Origin of the sequence: Burkholderia aenigmatica (genome assembly GCF_048627025.1) — a bacterium.
In the GTDB taxonomy this organism is placed as follows: domain Bacteria; phylum Pseudomonadota; class Gammaproteobacteria; order Burkholderiales; family Burkholderiaceae; genus Burkholderia; species Burkholderia aenigmatica.
Window position 1 is genome coordinate 1,530,600 of record NZ_CP184469.1, and the last position, 14,713, is coordinate 1,545,312.

The 14,713-nt window shown below is 68.7% G+C and carries 12 protein-coding genes; 6 read left to right on the forward strand and 6 right to left on the reverse strand.

What is annotated here, in order from left to right; all coding sequences use genetic code 11:
• Position 1: 1 nt before the first annotated feature.
• The 4 genes from gsiB to ACN8ZM_RS23900 form a co-directional block, all read right to left on the reverse strand.
• Positions 2–1,564 (reverse strand): glutathione ABC transporter substrate-binding protein GsiB, encoded by a 1,563-nt coding sequence (gene gsiB, locus ACN8ZM_RS23885; RefSeq protein WP_043183382.1) that lies wholly within the window; start codon positions 1,562–1,564, stop codon positions 2–4.
• Between the two features lie 127 nt (positions 1,565–1,691).
• Positions 1,692–3,599: a dipeptide ABC transporter ATP-binding protein gene (locus ACN8ZM_RS23890; protein ID WP_420212569.1), complete on the reverse strand. Its 1,908-nt coding sequence runs from the start codon at positions 3,597–3,599 to the stop codon at positions 1,692–1,694.
• A gap of 29 nt (positions 3,600–3,628) precedes the next feature.
• Positions 3,629–4,630 (reverse strand): isoaspartyl peptidase/L-asparaginase family protein, encoded by a 1,002-nt coding sequence (locus ACN8ZM_RS23895; RefSeq protein ID WP_420212570.1) that lies wholly within the window; start codon positions 4,628–4,630, stop codon positions 3,629–3,631.
• A complete protein-coding gene (locus tag ACN8ZM_RS23900; protein WP_089453179.1) occupies positions 4,627–5,571 on the reverse strand; it encodes a MurR/RpiR family transcriptional regulator in 945 nt (314 codons plus the stop codon). The genes ACN8ZM_RS23895 and ACN8ZM_RS23900 overlap by 4 nt, the downstream gene beginning before the upstream one ends.
• 283 nt (positions 5,572–5,854) lie before the next feature.
• Here ACN8ZM_RS23900 and ACN8ZM_RS23905 point away from each other — a divergent pair, with 283 nt between their 5' ends.
• The 3 genes from ACN8ZM_RS23905 (at position 5,855) to ACN8ZM_RS23915 (ending at position 8,579) form a co-directional block, all read left to right on the forward strand.
• Positions 5,855–6,094: a hypothetical protein gene (locus tag ACN8ZM_RS23905; protein WP_420212571.1), complete on the forward strand. Its 240-nt coding sequence runs from the start codon at positions 5,855–5,857 to the stop codon at positions 6,092–6,094.
• A 99-nt stretch (positions 6,095–6,193) separates the two neighbouring features.
• A complete protein-coding gene (locus tag ACN8ZM_RS23910; RefSeq protein ID WP_043183373.1) occupies positions 6,194–8,215 on the forward strand; it encodes a BCCT family transporter in 2,022 nt (673 codons plus the stop codon).
• A gap of 52 nt (positions 8,216–8,267) precedes the next feature.
• Positions 8,268–8,579: a hypothetical protein gene (locus ACN8ZM_RS23915; RefSeq protein WP_043183372.1), complete on the forward strand. Its 312-nt coding sequence runs from the start codon at positions 8,268–8,270 to the stop codon at positions 8,577–8,579.
• A gap of 99 nt (positions 8,580–8,678) precedes the next feature.
• On the opposite strand, the gene ACN8ZM_RS23920 is transcribed toward ACN8ZM_RS23915, so the two are convergent.
• The gene (locus ACN8ZM_RS23920; protein ID WP_420212572.1) at positions 8,679–9,527 is read right to left on the reverse strand and encodes a class I SAM-dependent methyltransferase; all 849 of its coding nucleotides are present in this window, start codon (positions 9,525–9,527) and stop codon (positions 8,679–8,681) included.
• Positions 9,528–9,730: 203 nt separating this feature from the next.
• On the opposite strand from ACN8ZM_RS23920, the gene ACN8ZM_RS23925 reads away from it, so the two are divergent.
• From ACN8ZM_RS23925 to ACN8ZM_RS23935, 3 genes are all read left to right on the forward strand, one after another.
• The gene (locus ACN8ZM_RS23925) at positions 9,731–11,194 is read left to right on the forward strand and encodes a metallophosphoesterase family protein (protein WP_043183369.1); all 1,464 of its coding nucleotides are present in this window, start codon (positions 9,731–9,733) and stop codon (positions 11,192–11,194) included.
• Positions 11,195–11,262: 68 nt separating this feature from the next.
• The gene (locus ACN8ZM_RS23930) at positions 11,263–12,585 is read left to right on the forward strand and encodes a cytochrome-c peroxidase (RefSeq protein ID WP_420212662.1); all 1,323 of its coding nucleotides are present in this window, start codon (positions 11,263–11,265) and stop codon (positions 12,583–12,585) included.
• Between the two features lie 97 nt (positions 12,586–12,682).
• Positions 12,683–12,958 (forward strand): hypothetical protein, encoded by a 276-nt coding sequence (locus tag ACN8ZM_RS23935; protein ID WP_011355479.1) that lies wholly within the window; start codon positions 12,683–12,685, stop codon positions 12,956–12,958.
• A gap of 81 nt (positions 12,959–13,039) precedes the next feature.
• Here the strand turns inward: ACN8ZM_RS23935 and ACN8ZM_RS23940 are convergent, their stop codons facing one another.
• Positions 13,040–14,524: a PLP-dependent aminotransferase family protein gene (locus ACN8ZM_RS23940; RefSeq protein WP_420212573.1), complete on the reverse strand. Its 1,485-nt coding sequence runs from the start codon at positions 14,522–14,524 to the stop codon at positions 13,040–13,042.
• Positions 14,525–14,713 lie beyond the last annotated feature (189 nt).

Genomic DNA, 14,713 nt, shown 5'->3' on the forward strand with positions numbered 1-14,713 from the left:
GTCATTTCAGCGAGATTTCGTCGAAGTTGAACGAACCGTCCGGCATCACGTACGCACCCTGCAGCCGCTTGCTGCGCGCGTACACGATCTTCTCCTGCACGAGGAAGATCCACGGCGCATCGGTCCAGATCTGCTTCTGCGCATCGGTGTAGAGCTCGGTCTTCTTCGCGCGGTCGACCGTCTCCAGCGCCTTCGAGAGATCGCCATCGACCGTGTCGTTCTTGTAGTACGCGGTGTTCAGGAGCTTCGGCGGCGCCGACGTGCCGGCGAGCAGCGGCGTGATCGCCCAGTTCGCCTCGCCGGTCGACGACGACCAGCCGAGGTAGTACATCCGCACCGGCGCCTTCGCCGGATCCGGCGCGCTCTCGACCTTCGCGACGCGCTCGCCGGCTTCCAGCGCCTGCACCTGCACCTTCACGCCGACCTGCGCGAGCTGCTGCTGCACGAACTGGATCGCCTTCTGCGACGTCGAGTTGTTATATGCGGACCACAGCGTCGTCTCGAAGCCGTTCGGATAGCCGGCTTCCTTCAGCAGCGCGCGCGCCTTCGCCGGGTCGTACGGCCACGGGCCCAGCTTGGTCGCGTAGTCGACACCCTGCGGCACCACGCCGGTGGACGGCGTCGCGAAGCCGGCAAACGCGACCTTCGCGAGCGCTTCCTTGTTCACCGCGTAGTTCAGCGCCTGGCGCACCTTCGGGTTGTCGAGCGGCTTCTGCTGCATGTTCAGCGACACGTAGCGCTGCACGATCGACGGCCGCTCCACGACGTCGACCTTCGGGTTGCCCTTCAGATCGGCCGCCTGCTCGAACGGGATGCGGAACGCGAAATCGGCTTCGCCCGTCTTGATCAGCGCTGCACGCGTGTTGTTGTCGACCACCGGCTTCCAGTCGATCGCGTCGATCTTCGGATAGCCCTTCTTCCAGTAGCCGGCGAACTTCTTCACCTTCAGGTCGTCGGTCTGCTTCCATTCGACGAACTCGAACGGGCCGGTGCCGACCGGATGCAGCGCGATGTCGCGGCCCCACTTCTTCAGCGCGGCCGGCGAGATCATCACGGCCGACGGGTGCGCGAGCGTGTTGATCAGCGCCGAGAACGGCTCGCGCAGCGTGATCTTCACCGTGTACGGATCGACCACTTCGGTCTTCTCGATCACGCGGAACATGTTGTAGCGCTTCAGGTGGTTCGCGGGATCGGTCACGCGGTCGAAGTTCGCCTTCACGGCCGCCGCGTTGAAATCGGTGCCGTCGTGGAACTTCACGCCCTGGCGCAGCTTGATCGTGTAGGTCTTCGCATCCGGGCTCGCGTCGTAGCTCGTCGCCAGCACGTTGACGAGCTTCATGTCCTTGTCGAAGCCGAACAGCCCCTGGTAGAACGACTTGACGACGGCCTGCGACACCGTGTCGTTCGCGTCGTACGGGTCCATCGTCGTGAAGGTCGAATCCACCGCCATCACCGCGGTCTGCTGCGCGAACGCGGGCACCGCGGCCGACAGCGCGAACGCGCTCGCGGCGGTGGCGAACAGCGCGCGCGAGCGGAACATCGGAAATGAAAGCGACTTGCTCATGTGACCTGACTCCTGTGCATGATTCGGTAACGTGTGGTTGGATACGCGGAACGACTGCCCCCGCTCGGGAAAAAACCGTCTCTGCCTCGCACGTGCGCAACTGCGATCCATCGCCGCCTCCGCGCGTTCAATACGCGCCGCCGACGCGGTGCGTCGCGACGTAATGATCGGGGCCGACCGCGACGAGCGGTGCGACGACCGGCTCGTCGCCGGCCGCGCGAATCGGGCTCGGGATCTCGTCCGCCGCGAGCTGGCGCGGCGCATGCCGGCGCGCGGGGTCGGCCACCGGCACCGCGCTCATCAGCTTCTTCGTGTAGGGATGCTGCGGCGCCTCGAACACCGCGCGGCGCGGGCCGATCTCGACGATCTGGCCGAGATACATCACCGCGACGCGATGGCTGATGCGCTCGACCACGGCCATGTCGTGCGAGATGAACAGGTATGCGACACCGAGCTCGCGCTGCAGGTCGAGCATCAGGTTGACGATCTGCGCCTGCACCGACACGTCGAGCGCCGACACCGATTCGTCCGCGATCACGACCTTCGGGTTCAGCGCGAGCGCCCGCGCGATCGCGATCCGCTGGCGCTGGCCGCCGGAGAATTCATGCGGGTAGCGGCGCGCGGCCTCGGGCGGCAGGCCGACCTTGTCGAGCAGCCAGTCGACGCGCGCCTGCGCTTCGCGGCCGCTCGCGACGCCGTGCACGAGCAACGGCTCCATGATCGAGAAGCCGACGGTCAGGCGCGGGTTCAGCGACGCGAACGGATCCTGGAAGATGAACTGGATGTTCCGGCGCAGCGCCTGCAGGTCCGGGCCTTTCAGTGCACTGATGTCGCGGCCGTCGAACTCGATCGAGCCGCTCTGCGATTCGACGAGGCGCAGCAGCGAGCGGCCGGTGGTCGACTTGCCGCAGCCCGATTCGCCGACCAGCGCGAGCGTCTCGCCCGCGCGCAATTCGAAACTCACGCGCTCGACCGCATGCACGTATTGCGACACGCGGCCGAATACGCCGCTCTTCACCGGGAAGCGCGTCACGAGATCGCGCACGCGCAGGATCGGCGACGCAGACTGATCGACGGGCGGTTGCGCAGCGTCGTTCGCCGCGGGTGCGGGCGACACCGCCGGTGCCGCCGCGCTTGCACCCTCCACCTTCAGCAGCGGGAATTTCTCGGGCGCATCGGTGCCCTGCATCGAGCCGAGCTTCGGCACGGCCGCGAGCAGCGCGCGCGTGTAGCGATGCGCGGGCGCCGCGAAGATGCGATCCGATTCGCCCTCCTCGACCTTCTCGCCGCGATACATCACGAGTACGCGGTCGGCCACTTCGGCCACCACGCCCATGTCGTGCGTGATGAAGATCACGCCCATGTTCATCTCGTCCTGCAGCCCGCGCACCAGTTGCAGGATCTGCGCCTGGATCGTCACGTCGAGCGCGGTGGTCGGCTCGTCGGCGATCAGCAGCGCGGGCCGGCACGACAGCGCCATCGCAATCATCACGCGCTGCCGCATCCCGCCCGACAACTGGTGCGGATAGCGCGCGAACACGCGACGCGCCTCCGGGATGCGCACGAGCTCGAGCAACCGCAGCGTTTCCGCGCGCGCCTCCGACATGCTTTTCGACTGATGCAGCGCGATCGCCTCGCTGATCTGGTCGCCGACCGTGAACACCGGATTCAGCGACGTCATCGGCTCCTGGAAGATCATCGCGATGTCCGCGCCGCGAATGCCGCGCATCGTCGCGCCGCTGGCCTGCGCAAGATCGACGAGCGCGCCGCCACGCCGGCGGAATGCGATCCGGCCATTCGTGATCGCGCCGCCGCCGTGCTCGACGAGCCGCATCAGCGCGAGCGACGTGACCGACTTGCCCGAGCCCGATTCGCCGACGATCGCGAGCGTCTCGCCGCGATCGACGTGAAACGACACGTTGCGCACCGCGTCGAACGTCGCGCCTTCGCGGCGGAACGTGACCGACAGGTCGTCGACGGCCACCACGCGCTGCTCGGGCAGCACCAGGCCGGACGGGTTACGGCTCGAAGTCATCGTGGGTCTCCTCCTCGTGCGGTCCGGGATCAGGCCGTGTCGTCGTCGCGATAGATGCCGACCACCGGCGCTTCGCCGACACGCGCGTAGCCGCGGTACATCCCTTCGGTGTTGAACGGCATCGCGACGTTGCCCTGCGCGTCGACCGCGATGATCCCGCCGCGGCCCGCGAGGCGCGGCAGCTTGTTCATCACGACGTCGTGCGCGGCGTCGGCGAGCGACGCGCCGCGATACGCGATCTGCGCGGCGACGTCATGCGCGGTCGCGAGCCGGATGAACATCTCTCCGGTGCCCGTCGACGACACCGCGCACGTTGCATCGTCCGCATAGCAGCCCGCGCCGATGATCGGCGAATCGCCGACACGCCCCGGCTGCTTGTTGGTGATGCCGCCCGTCGATGTCGCCGCCGCGATGTGGCCATGCAAGTCGCACGCGACCGCGCCGACCGTGCCGTGCTTGCGGTCCGGATCGAGCGGTTCGGCCGGCTGCGGCTGCGATTGTGATGCGCCGAAGGTGAACGTCGCCGCGTCGTGGTCGAGCATCGCGCCCGCCGCTGCGCGCGCCTTGACCCACTGCGCGCGACGCGCGTCGGTGTCGAAGTAGCCCGGTTCCGCGAGTTCGAGCCCCTGCGCGGCCGCGAACGCATCGGCGCCCTCGCCGGCGAACAGCACGTGCTCGCTCGCTTCCATCACGCGCCGCGCGGCCAGCACCGGATTGCGCACCCGCGTCGCGCAGCAGATCGCACCGGCGCCGAGCGTCGCGCCATCCATGACCGCCGCGTCGAGTTCGTGCTTGCCTTCCGCTGTATAGACGGCGCCGCGCCCGGCGTTGAACAGCGGACAGTCCTCCAGCATCCGCACCGCGACGGTGACGGCGTCGAGCGCGCTGCCGCCGTCGGCCAGCACCTGCTGCGCGGCCGTCAGGATCGCGTTCAGTTCGGCACGGTACTGACGTTCGGTGTCGGAATCCATCGCATCGCGCAGGATCGTGCCTGCGCCACCGTGAATCGCAACGATCGCGGATGAAGTCATGTTTTTTTCGGACGGTGAGAAGAAGGGTTGGCGGCCGGCAGCGCCGCTTGCGGCTGCACGAGCCACGGCAGCAGGAATTCGGTCATCTCGGCGGCGGATTTCGCGGAGCGGTGCGTGCGCAGCGCGACCGCGTCGATCAGCGCCTCGATCATCGCGAGCACGGCCGCTTCCGACGTGGCCGCGAAGCGCCGTTCGGCCTTGACGTACAGGTTCAGCGACGCGATCGGCGCAAGCGGCGATTGCGGGCCGTCGGAGATACCCAGCACGCGTGCACCGCGCGCCGCCGCACGGCGGGCCAGCTCGATCGTGTCCGTCACGTAGCGCGGAAATGCAAGCGCGATCACGAGATCGCGCGAATCGGCCGTGTACAAACGCCGCGCCGCATGCGACGGGCCGCCGAGCAGCGCAAGCGACTGCACGTTGTCGTGACAGACGGACAGCCCGTGCTCCATCAGCCCGGTGAGAAACGCGCTCGACCCCGCGCCGAGGATCAGCACGCGCCGCGCGCCGACGATCGCCTCGACCGCGGTTTCGACATCGGCCGCGTCCAGTTGCGCGCGCGTGTTCTCGATGTTCGCGACGGCCTGGTCGAAGACCGCGTCGATCCATGCGGCGCCACGCACGCCGGACTCCTGCTCCTGCGCGGAACGCAGCCGCTCGACCGGCCCGAGCGTCGCCTCGAAGCCGCGCACGAGCGCCGCGCGCATCGCCGGATAGCCGTCGAAACCGAGCGCCTTCGCGAAGCGGTTCGCGGTCGCGATCGACGCATTCACGGCCTGCGCGAGTTCGTCGATCCGCATCGTCGCCGCGCGGAACGGATTCGCGAGCACGAACTCGCCCATGCGTCGGTGGATCGGCGTCATCAACGGCATCGCCGACGCGATCCGCTCGGCGATCGCGGGTTCATCTTGACTGGCGTCGTGCGGAACGAGAGGCGTCATGCGAAGGGTTGTTGCAAGGATGATGAAAATGAATTTACACAATCACAATCCGAAAAAGAAATAAATTTTCATCAGGGTTGTCACGCCCCACCCTGTGCCCGGCGATCGCCCGGTCACTCGCACAGCCCCTCCGCACGGGCCTTCGGCACGTGGTCGCCGTGCGCCGTGACGTGTACCGCACGTCCTCGTCCGTCGGGAAAACCCCGAGCAGGTTCCGTTCGAATGCACCGTCGTCGATTCACAGCAGCTCACGCCATCGACGACGCATGGCCAGTTCGTCGGCATGGCCGGGATCGCCGTCACCTTCCGATCCATCGGCGCCTTCGGCGCGCTGCCGCCGCCCCGGGCGACGCGCCGTTCGCGCATGCCGCGCGTGCTGTCCGGGCGCCCGATATACGGCCGCCGCGGCTTTTCAAGCGCCTCGTCTGGTTGCGGCGCAAGCCGCACGGGTTTTCTCGATCGCATCGATACCTTACAATTCGTCAGGTTTTCCCTTCTGCATGCCCCCTTCTTGCAGTCCTGACACCGCGGTACACTCGACGCACGCCGTATCAGGGTCCGACGCGCGACGCGCGCGCCGGGCGGCGTCGCGCCTCGTTGCGCCCACAACTGGATGCCTGCCATGCCAGACTCCCGTCCCTCGCCCCGCACGACATTCAAGCCACAGGTCGTCCTGCCCGCGCTCGCGGTCATCGGCGCGCTGCTCGTCGTGTGCGCGCTGCGCCCGAGCGAAGCCGGCGCGCTGTTCTCCGCCGGCCAGCAATGGGTCATCGCGCGCTTCGACTGGTTCTACGTGCTCGCCGTCACCGGCTTCCTCGTATTTCTCGTGCTGATCGCCGCAAGCGACTTCGGCAACATCCGGCTCGGCCCCGACGACGCCGAACCCGAATTCAGCTTCGTGTCGTGGACAGCCATGCTGTTCGCGGCCGGCATGGGCATCGGCCTCATGTACTTCGGCGTCGGCGAGCCGATGCAGCACTTCCTGAAACCGCCGACCGTCGACCCCGGCACGCCCGCCGCCGCGCGCGAGGCGATGCTGATGACCTTCTTCCACTGGGGCTTCCACGCGTGGGCGATCTACGGGCTGATGGGGCTCGTGCTCGCGTACTTCGGCTTCCGCTACAACCTGCCGCTGACGCTGCGATCGGGGCTGTATCCGGTGCTGCGTGAGCGCATCAACGGCTGGATCGGCCACACGGTCGACGCGTTCGCGCTGGTCGGCACGGTCGCCGGCATCGCGACGACGCTCGGCTACGGCGTGATGCAGCTGAGCGCGGGCCTGCATACCGTCGCCGGCTGGGACACCGGCAGCAACGTGTTCCGCATCGGGCTCGTCGCGGTCGTCGTGATCCTCGCGGGCGTATCGGCCGCGACCGGCCTCGACAAGGGCGTGCGGCGGCTGTCCGAGCTGAACCTGCTGCTCGCGTTCCTGCTGCTCGCCTTCGTGGTCGTTGCGGGCCCGACGGCCTTCCTGCTGCGCGCGCTCGGCGACAACATCGGCCAGTACCTGTCGAGCCTCGTCGACCTGTCGTTCCGCACGTACGCGTACGCGCCGCCGCGCGAGGAAGGCTGGTTCGGCGGCTGGACGATCCTCTACTGGGCGTGGTGGGTGTCGTGGTCGCCGTTCGTCGGCATGTTCATCGCACGCATCTCGCGCGGCCGCACGATCCGGCAGTTCGTGATCGGCGTGCTGCTCGTGCCGACCGCGTTCAATCTCGTGTGGATGACCGTGTTCGGCAACAGCGCGATCTGGCTCGATACGCACGGCGCGGCCGGCGCGCTCGCGCAGACGGCCACCAATGTCGACGCACTGCTGTTCCGCTTCTTCGATTTCCTGCCGATGCCGCAACTGCTGTCGATCGTCGCGATCGTGCTGATCGCGGTGTTCTTCGTCACGTCCGCCGATTCGGGCGCGTTCGTGATCGACCAGATCGCGACGCGCGGCAACGCGCACTCGCCCGTCTGGCAACGGCTGTTCTGGGCCGCGCTGCTCGGCGTGACGGCCGCGGTGCTGCTCGTCGCCGGCGGGCTCGGCGCGTTGCAGGCGATGACGCTGATCGCCGCGCTGCCGGTCGCGATCATCATGATCGCGCTCTGCTACGGGCTGTGGCGCGGGCTCGCGGCCGACCGCGTGCACTATTCGCAGGACGTCGCGCCCGCGACGAGCTTCTGGACCGGCCAGCACTGGCGCCACCGCCTGACCCACATCCTGCGGCAGACGACGGAAGCCGAAGCGCGCCAGTTCATCACGGAGACGGTCGAGCCCGCACTGCGCAAAGTCGCCGACGAACTGCGCGCGGGCGGCGTCGATGCGAACGTGCAGCGCGACAGCGACGACGCGGTGCGGCTCACCGTGCCGACTGCCGACCACCGCGATTTCGTGTACGGCGTGCGCGTGACGGTGAAATCCGCGGCCGCGTTCCTGGTGCGCGAGGCGGCCGAGCCGGAAGCGGAACGGGCACACGTGTACGGGATCGTTACCTTCTTCGAGGACGGCCGGCTCGGCTACGACGTCGAATACCTGCGCGGCGACGAAGTGATTGCCGACGTGTTGCGCCAGTACGAACGCTACGTGTCGCTCGCGGCCGACAAGCGCACGCATCTGCTGAGCCGCGCGCCGGGACACGCGACGGAGGCCGAATGAACGCCGCCTTTGTTGTGCTGTGGCGGTTCGCCACCCGCGATGGAGCCGCGCGATGACCAGCCTCCTGCAAAGCCGCGCCTCCGATGTCATCGCGCTCGGCACGCTCGCCCTGCTCTACCTCGGCGGCGCCGGCATCGCGCTGTGGCGGATCCGGGCCGCCGCGCCGCGCGGCAAGGTCTACTGGGTCGTCTGCGCGGCGCTGCTCGCCGGTGGCGCCATCGCGATGGGCATCAACCTGTCGCCGATGCCGGACACCGGGGATATGCCGCCCGGGTTTGCGCTCGGCGTCGAGGCCGTCCTGCTCGGCCTCGCTTTGGTCGCCGGCGGTTGCGCGTGGCTGATGCTGCGCGCGCGGCGACGCTGACGCGCGTACGTCACACGCCCCGGCTTCGTCCCGCGCGAACGGCAACGCGCGGGGCGAACCGGCCGCCCCTTCCGTGATCCGCCTTGTTACGGCACTGCGTTATGCGGACGGTGCGCGCGCCGTCACGAGCCAGCATGCCGCGTCGAAGCGCACATCCGCACCCTCGGCGTAGGGTTCGAACGCGGCACGCATCGTGTCGACCACGCGCCGCCGCGTCGCCTCGTCCACCTCCAGCAACGCAAGCCCGACCGGGCCCAGCCGCGTGATGTAGTCGTCCAGCGCAGGCGCGGGCAACGCGCACGCCAGATCGACCGGCTCGATCGCAATGTCGGCCCAGCCGCTGTCCGACAGCACCGACGCGATCCGCTGCCGGTCGCCGAACGCGAATTGCCCCGGCGCGCCGGGCCGCCGCGCGGGCAGGTTCGGCAGCAACGGCGCGGCGGCCCGCTCGGCGATCGTCATGAACGGATTGTCGGCCGCGCCGCGCCACGCGACGAACCGCATCTGCGCCTTCGGCCGCGCCACATGCCGCAGATTCGCAAAAGCGCGAACCGGATCGTCGAAGAACATCACGCCGAGGCGCGACACGATCAGGTCGACGCTCGCGGGCTCGAACGCGTGCGTCTGCACATCCGCGCGCACGAAGCGGGCGCGAACGCCACTGCGTTCGGCGCGCGCCTGCGCGGCATCGATCATCCGCGCCGAGATATCGATGCCCGTGCATTGCGCGTTCGCACCGAGCCGCCGCGCGAGCGCGAGCGTGACCGCGCCCGTACCGCAGCCGACGTCGAGCACGCTGCGCGCGGACGACGTGGCCGCCGCATCCACCAGCAACTTCTCCAGCGGTTCGAACATCCGGTCGATCGGCGCCTGCGTATCGACCCACGCGCGCCCCGACGGGCCGTTCCACAGCGCGGATTGTTCGTCGTTGGGCCGGCTGGTTTCCATGGTCGATTCCCCTTCTGGTTCATTGATCGTGCATCGCACTGTGCTGCCTCAAGCCGGCTTGAGGTCAAGGCCCCCGTGCCGCGACCTGCCGCCGCCATGCCGACACCCGGCCCGCGTCCACGCCCCCCTCGTCGCGCCCCGTTTTGTTCACATTTCTTACATTCGCGTTGCGTATCGTTGACGACTTTCCTACGGTGCCTCCCATGCGACGACTCCTCCCGCGCGCCCTGCTCGTGCGCTGCGCTCCCCTTGTTGCCCTCGCCGCGCTGTCCGCGTGCTCGAACCACATCGATTCGCCGGACGATCCGGCGAGCGCGTCGGTCAACGTCCAGGCCGCATGGGTCGAGATCGGCGAGTCGAACCAGGCGATCGCGCGCGTCATCACGAACTACACGCCCGCGTCGGCCAGCGATCCGCTGTGCCCGCAACTGACCGTCGACGGCAAGCTGTCGCGCATGTCCCTGCGCGCGGGCGCCGCGACCATCGCCCTGCGGCCGACCGCCAGCGACCCGTCCGATTCGAAGCCGTCGAGCTTTCCGGTGTCGGTCTGCGAGGCGACGCTGCCGGCCGACGCGCAGGCGGCGAGCGTCGCGGGCCGCACGCTGCCGCTGCCGAAGGCGCAGCCGCAACGCATCGCGATCATCGCCGACACCGGCTGCCGCATGAAGAAAGCCGACAACGCGTGGCAGGCGTGCAACGACGCGACGGTGTGGCCACTCGACACGATCGCGGCCAGCGTCGCGAAGCTGTCGCCCGATCTGGTGATGCACATCGGCGACTACCACTATCGCGAGAACGCATGCCCGCCGGACATCGCCGGCTGCAAGGACAGCCCGTGGGGCTATGGCTGGGATACGTGGCAGGCCGACCTGTTCCGCCCGGCCGCCCCGCTGCTCGCGAAGGCGCCGTGGGTCGTCGTGCGCGGCAACCACGAGGAATGCGCGCGGGCGGGCCAGGGCTGGTTCCGCTTCCTCGATCCGCGTCCGTATTCGGCCGCGCGCTCGTGCGACGATCCGGCCAACGACAACAACGCGAACTATTCGGAACCCTATGCGGTGTCGCTCGGCGGCGGCTCGCAGGTGATCGTGTTCGACACCGCGAAGGTCGGCCGCACGCCGCTCAAGACGACCGACGCGCAATTCGGCATCTACCAGAAGCAGTTCCAGACGGTCGCCGCGCTCGCGTCGAAAGCCGGCATGACGACGACGATCTTCACGAACCATCATCCGATCCTCGCGTTCGCGCCGATCGCCGGCAGCACGCCCGCGCCGGGCAACCTCGCGCTGCAGTCGGTGATGTCGAGCCTCAATGCGCAGGCGTACTACCCGCCCGGCGTGCACGTCGCGCTGCACGGGCACGTGCACGACTTCCAGGCGATCAACTTCTCGTCCGGGCATCCGGCGACGATCGTGTCCGGCAATGGCGGCGACAATCTCGACGTCGCGCTGCCCGACCCGTTCCCGGCCGGTCTGACGCCCGCACCGGGCGCCGTGATCGAGCGGTTGTCGCACAACAACAGCTTCGGCTTCCTGATCATGGAACGCCGCGCCGCCCCGGCGACCGGCTGGGTATTCCACGCGTATTCGGCAGCCGGCAAGCTGCTCGCGTCGTGCAACCAGTCGGGCACGACGCTCGCTTGCGACAAGACGGGGTTCATTGCGCCGTGAGTGAAGCAGTTCGATGTGACGGCCGCCAGGCACGCGGCCCGCAAACGCTGCGCGCGCTGGCTGCGGCGATGCTCGCCGGCCTGGCGCTCGCCGCTCACGCCGCGCCGGCCGAAACGGTCCTGCTTCCCGGTGCGCCGCCGTCGCGGGTCGTCGACACGATCGGCAACGGCACGCCGCAGGTGACGGGCAAGATCGATGCGGCGACCGCGCGCTTCGCGCCCGACCCGACGCTCGTCGCGCTCGGCCGCCGGATCTTCTTCGATCCACGGTTGTCCGAGCCGCGCAGCATGTCGTGCGCGGGCTGCCATGACCCGGGCCGCGCGTTCGCGCCGACGCTGTCGGCCGCGTCGCTCGCGGGGCCCGGCGTGCCGGAAGGCAGCCGACCCGGGCGCTTCAGCCAGCGCAATGCGCCGTCGCTGCTCTATGTGCGCTACGTGCCGCGCCGCCACTTCTATCAGGATGACGACGCACCCGCGCCGTCGCCGTTCGGCGGCCTGTTCAGCGACGGCCGCGCGGATACGCTCGCCGAGCAGATCCGCGGGCCGCTGTTCGATCCGAACGAGATGAACAACCGATCGCCGGCCGCGCTGCTGCGCAAGGTCGACGCGACCGAACTCGCGCCCGATCTCGCCGCACGCTTCGGCGCGCCGGTGCGGCGCGATCCCGAGCAACTGGTGCGCGCGCTGGGCCTGGCCGTCGAAGCCTATTTGCAGAGCGACGAGATGGCGCCGTTCACGTCGCGCTTCGACGCGTTCCTGCGCACGCGCAAGCCGCTCGCGCCGGCCGAGATGCGCGGCCTCGCGCTGTTCCGGAATCCCGACAAGGGCAACTGCATGAGCTGTCACACGCTGTCGGAAACGTCGAGCCGCCCGGAGCGTTCGCTGTTCACCGATTTCGGCTACGACGCGATCGCGGTACCGCGCAACCGCGCGCTGCCGGCAAACCGCGATCCGCGCCATTTCGACAACGGGCTGTGCGACACAGCGCGGCGGCTGCGCTGGCCCGAGCCGACGCAATGGTGCGGCTACCTGCGCACGCCGGGGCTGCGCAACGTCGCGGTCAAGCAGACCTTCATGCACAACGGCGTGTTCGCGACGCTGCGCGATGCGGTTGCTTTCTACAACACGCGCTCGACCGACCCGGGCTTCTGGTATCACGGGGCCAGAACGTTCGACGACGTACCGGCCGCCTACCGCGGCAACATCAATGTCAACTCGACGCCGATGAACCGCCGGCCCGGCACGCCGCCCGCGCTGACCGACGCGGAAATCGACGATATCGTCGCGTTCCTCGGCACGCTGACCGATGCGCACTATACGAAGGTTGCTGCTCCCGTGGCGCCCGCTGCTCCGGCTGGCCGGATCACGCGAACTGCCGTGCCGGCTCGCTGACCCTGGCCGAACGGCCAGCCGCACGCGTACCCGCTTGCGGTCGCCGCAAACACTGGTTATATTTACAGTACTGTATTTATGAACAGTGAGGTGCGCGATGGAACATCTGGTCCGTATCGTCAACGAAGCCGATCGCCAAGTGCTGGCATGGCTCCGCGCCCAGGTCGGCGATGCCCGCGTCGAGCGCGCGGCTCGCCAGCTCGGGCATACGCGCAAGCCGTTTCCATCGGCCGTTTGCCGCTATCTGGGCATGAGCGCACCGGCTACGCTGCGGCAGGCCGAACGGCCCCGCGCCGCGCGCGATTTCTCGGTCGGTGATCGTTACCTGTCGCTGATCCGCCAGCACCTCGCCACACACTCGGCCAGCCGATGAAATGGCGGCGGCTTCCTGCTTCGGTGGCTCGGAAAGCCGGGGGGCTTGCGCATTCGCAAGCCTGGCCAGCCGCCACCGCGCTTACGTGGCCGCGATGGCTTCCCGTACGAGGCGGCCGAGCGTTTCGAATGCCGCTTCGTGCGCCGCATCGGACACGCGCGTGCACGCGAGCCGGATATAGCCGTCGAAGCGGTCGGAATTCGAGAAGATCGAACCGGGCGCGATTCTGACCCCTTGCGCCAGCGCGGCGTCGAACAACGCCTCGGAGTGCACGCCGTCCGGCAACGCGATCCACAGCAGCATCCCGCCCGGCGGCTGGTTCATCCGCGTTCCGGCCGGGAAATGCCGTGCAATCGCGTCGATCGTCACGTCGCGCTGCACGCGCAACTGTTCGCGAAACCGGTGCAGATGGCGATCGAACGCGCCCGAGCCGACGAATTCGGCCGCAACGGCCTGCAGCAACGCGGCGTTGTGCCGGCTGTGCGTGAACTTCAGCATTTTCACGCGTGCGTGCCAGCGCCCCGCGCTTATCCAGCCAAGCCGCATCCCGGGGGCCAGCACCTTGTTGAACGACGGGCAGTAGATCACCGTGCCGTCGCGATCCCACGCCTTCACCGGCTTGACCGCCTGCGGCGCCTCGACGAGCTCGCGATAAGGCTCGTCCTCGATCACGGCCACGCCGTGGCGCGAACAAAGCGAGACGAGCGCGGCCTTGCGCTCGTCGGGCATTACGCAGCCGAGCGGGTTCTGCAGGTTCGGCACGACGACCACGGCCCGAATGTCCGGATACGCGGTCAGTGCCACTTCGAGGGCTTCGATCGACAGGCCGGTCGTCGGGCTGGCCGGGATTTCGAGCGCGCGCAGGCCGAGGCTTTCGAGCAACTGGATCAAGCCGAAAAACGCCGGCGATTCGATCGCGATCGTGTCACCGGGGCGCGCCACCGCGCGCAACGCGAGATTCACGGCATCGACGCCACCGCTCGTCGACATCACGTCGTCCGGCGTCACCGTCACGCCGTACGACAGCGCGCGCTTGGCCATCGTCTGCCGGAATTCGGGCGAACCACCAACGGGCCCCGCATCGGTCAGCAACGTGGGCTTGCGCCGCAACAGCCGGATCGCGAGCGCCTGCAAGCGCTCGGCCGGGTACAGCGTGGCCAGCGCGGACGCACCGCCGAGATTCAGTGCATCGGGCGCCGCATTTGCGCGATCGATCACGCGCGACACACGTTCGTGCAGGCCCGCGAACGGCGGCTCGACGCTCAGCGGCGGCCCGTCGCTTTCCGGCAGGGTTTCGAGTGCGACCGCCGCGCGGCGCCGCACGAAGTAGCCGGAGCGCGGCTTCGCCTCGCACCAGCCCGTGTCCTCGAGCCGCCGGAACGCCTGGATCGCGGTCGACAGGCTCACGCCGTGCTGTGCCATGAACGCGCGCACCGACGGCATCCGGTCGCCGGGCGACAGCGTGCCGGCCGCGATGATGCGGCGGTAATGCTCGGCGAGCCGCTCGTAAAGCGGCTCGCCGTCCATCGGCAAAGGTGGGCGGGATGATTCGGCGAATGGCGTCATGCAGGCGATCGTGCCCGCGCGGCCGATCGCACGCCAGATACAGATTCCGGGGAAACCCACCGATACAGCAGCGCAAAATCGTCGTCTGCACCGCAACAGATTCCCGCCCCCTGAATCTGTCGTGCCGGTGCCCGTTTCCCTAACCTGACTGCACGCTGTCGCCTCGCCGTCGCGAGGCCGCGCAACCGG

Coding starts and splice junctions, on each gene's coding strand:
- gsiB (WP_043183382.1), bottom strand. CDS start 1,564: ATGAGCAAGTCGCTTTCATTTCCGATGTTCCGCTCGCGCGCGCTGTTC.
- ACN8ZM_RS23890 (WP_420212569.1), bottom strand. CDS start 3,599: ATGACTTCGAGCCGTAACCCGTCCGGCCTGGTGCTGCCCGAGCAGCGC.
- ACN8ZM_RS23895 (WP_420212570.1), bottom strand. CDS start 4,630: ATGACTTCATCCGCGATCGTTGCGATTCACGGTGGCGCAGGCACGATC.
- ACN8ZM_RS23900 (WP_089453179.1), bottom strand. CDS start 5,571: ATGACGCCTCTCGTTCCGCACGACGCCAGTCAAGATGAACCCGCGATC.
- ACN8ZM_RS23905 (WP_420212571.1), top strand. CDS start 5,855: ATGGCCGGGATCGCCGTCACCTTCCGATCCATCGGCGCCTTCGGCGCG.
- ACN8ZM_RS23910 (WP_043183373.1), top strand. CDS start 6,194: ATGCCAGACTCCCGTCCCTCGCCCCGCACGACATTCAAGCCACAGGTC.
- ACN8ZM_RS23915 (WP_043183372.1), top strand. CDS start 8,268: ATGACCAGCCTCCTGCAAAGCCGCGCCTCCGATGTCATCGCGCTCGGC.
- ACN8ZM_RS23920 (WP_420212572.1), bottom strand. CDS start 9,527: ATGGAAACCAGCCGGCCCAACGACGAACAATCCGCGCTGTGGAACGGC.
- ACN8ZM_RS23925 (WP_043183369.1), top strand. CDS start 9,731: ATGCGACGACTCCTCCCGCGCGCCCTGCTCGTGCGCTGCGCTCCCCTT.
- ACN8ZM_RS23930 (WP_420212662.1), top strand. CDS start 11,263: ATGCTCGCCGGCCTGGCGCTCGCCGCTCACGCCGCGCCGGCCGAAACG.
- ACN8ZM_RS23935 (WP_011355479.1), top strand. CDS start 12,683: ATGGAACATCTGGTCCGTATCGTCAACGAAGCCGATCGCCAAGTGCTG.
- ACN8ZM_RS23940 (WP_420212573.1), bottom strand. CDS start 14,524: ATGACGCCATTCGCCGAATCATCCCGCCCACCTTTGCCGATGGACGGC.